This is a genomic window from Vibrio sp. Vb1574 (genome assembly GCF_033338675.1).
Genome location: NZ_JAWOTC010000101.1, coordinates 1 through 2,066 on the forward strand (window position 1 = coordinate 1; position 2,066 = coordinate 2,066).

A 2,066-nucleotide genomic window follows, 5' to 3' on the forward strand; every position below is an offset into this window, starting at 1 on the left:
GACCAGTTAATACCTTGCTGGTAACCATCGCTGAGCGTGACTTCTAAGATTTTCGCTTCAAGAATCACTTGGCGTTGCATTCGTTCTTGAGACACACCCAAAAACTCACGCACTTCACGAATATCATCAGGGAAAGCTCGCACGGTGATCACGCCAGCTTGTGGCGTAACTACCACACTTTGGCCTTTACCCGAACCAATTAAGTTCGCCACCGCTTGTTGCAACATTGGCCAAAAATCACTTTCGGTGATGGTTTCAATGCGCGTTCCGCCTGTTGATGTCGTCGAGCTATCGTTGCCGTTATTGCTGTTGTTGGAATCTGAAGAGTCTGAGCTGTCAGAGCTACCACCAGAATTGGACGTACCAGCCGAAGTAACGGAGCCCGTGACAATGCTCGTCAGTGAGCGACCTGAGCGTTTAAACTGTAGGTAGTCGACTGGAATCGTCACCGTACGCATACCTGCCGGATAAACTTGGATTACTTTGCCCGATTTCATGACATCGTAACCGTACATGTTTTGTACAACGCTAAGCACTTCATCTAATGTCACGTCAGAAAGGTTGACCGTGATATTGCCTTGAACCGCTGGATGAATCGCGACGCTGTATTCTGTCCCTTTTACCAATGAAGCAAAGAAACTTCTCGCCTCTACTGCATTGGCTTGGATACGAAAACGCTTTGACGTTCCGTTATCGGAAGAAACATTGGAGTCTAAGTTAGGCATAAGATCCGCTTCTACCGAAGAAGGAATTTCCTCCAACGCGCGGCTATTCGCTTGATTGATAGATTCATTGAGAGCTTGCTTCACTTCAACCGGATCGCGGTGACCCATCGAACATCCCATTAAAGAAGCAATCGTTATTCCTACAACTAATTTGCGCATATCTGATCAGGCTCTGGTTATTATTTTTTTACGTTTAAACCAAAAAGCTCAAGGTTCCACTGACGGCTACCACGCTTTAAAGTTACAAATTCACTATTGATGCTTGCTACTCGATAACCGTTAAACAGTTCACCCTGTTCGACAAGCCGGTTATTCATGATTGCGACACATTCGGTATTTGGCTTACAGACAATGCTGTTCAGTGTCGGCAAGCGGTATTGTTTCGCTTTGGGCTTGGCAGACACCTCTGCTGGTTTTTGCCAACCAAGTGGTGCAGTTGGATCCTGATTTGCCAAGACTGAACCAGACAAGGCGATAGCCGCGATTGAGATAATGAGTTTTTTAACCACCGATAAACTCCTCTCGAGAACCTAATGTGTACACTTCAAGCACTAATTTCGCTTTTGGATATTCTTCTACTTTGTAACTGAAGCTACGCCAAAAATAGCTGGCAGGTAAGCTCTCTAACTTGTTTAAGTAGTTGGCGATAGAAAAGTAGTCACCAGTTAGCTCCATGCGTACTGGGTGTACGTAGTAGCCAGAGTATTGTGATGCTTCTTTATCTTCTGTGATCGGCTCAGATGGCAGAGTCTGCAATGACACCAAGTGAATGCCACTTTGCTGCTCTAATACGCTCTCTAATACGCCCGCCATTTGTGAAGGCGTTACCAAGTGTTCAATAATTTGTGACAACTGCATCGAAAGATGCTGACTTTCCGTCAACAGGTTGGAAATTTCCAAATCAATATCTGCGTTTGCATCTTTCTTCAATTGAGCCTTAACACGTAAAATATCAATTTCTGTTTTTTGGCTTGACTGCTTTAAGTTACTCAGCTGTCTTTCATTGTTTGAGATCTGATTGAGCTTAGGTTCTAGCACCAACGTAAACAGCAACATAACTACGGTCACGAAGCCACACAGCGCCACCAGCATTTTCTCGCGCGCGCTCATATCTCCAAAGCGCTCTTCTAATGAGCTCCAGAATTCGTTCATTTCTCTTTATCCTCGCGCGTTTTCAATTCAAACGTCACTATGTCTTTCTCATTGCGACCGATTTTCACGTCGTCAAATGTTCGCCCAACAAGACTGATCTCATTCTTGAACTGGCTTACCCAACTCGGTACTGAACTCGGAGCTTTCGCTAAGCCTTTTAAATCCAAGGTGTTGTTGTTGATGCGAATT

General features: G+C 44.9%; 3 protein-coding genes and 1 pseudogene. All 4 read right to left on the reverse strand.

Going from position 1 to position 2,066, the window contains the following annotated elements:
• Positions 1 to 884 (reverse strand): pilus (MSHA type) biogenesis protein MshL (locus tag R7O12_RS23790; RefSeq protein ID WP_318126496.1); only part of this gene is annotated, 884 nt, incomplete at its 3' end.
• A gap of 20 nt (positions 885 to 904) precedes the next feature.
• Entirely contained in the window at positions 905 to 1,234 is a 330-nt protein-coding gene (locus R7O12_RS23795; protein ID WP_005481006.1) for an MSHA biogenesis protein MshK, read from the reverse strand.
• Positions 1,227 to 1,877 (reverse strand): type II secretion system protein GspM, encoded by a 651-nt coding sequence (gene gspM / locus R7O12_RS23800; protein ID WP_318126498.1) that lies wholly within the window; start codon positions 1,875 to 1,877, stop codon positions 1,227 to 1,229. The genes R7O12_RS23795 and gspM overlap by 8 nt, the downstream gene beginning before the upstream one ends.
• Positions 1,874 to 2,066 (reverse strand): annotated as a pseudogene (locus tag R7O12_RS23805) (MSHA biogenesis protein MshI); the annotation flags it as partial. The gene gspM and the pseudogene R7O12_RS23805, both read right to left, overlap by 4 nt.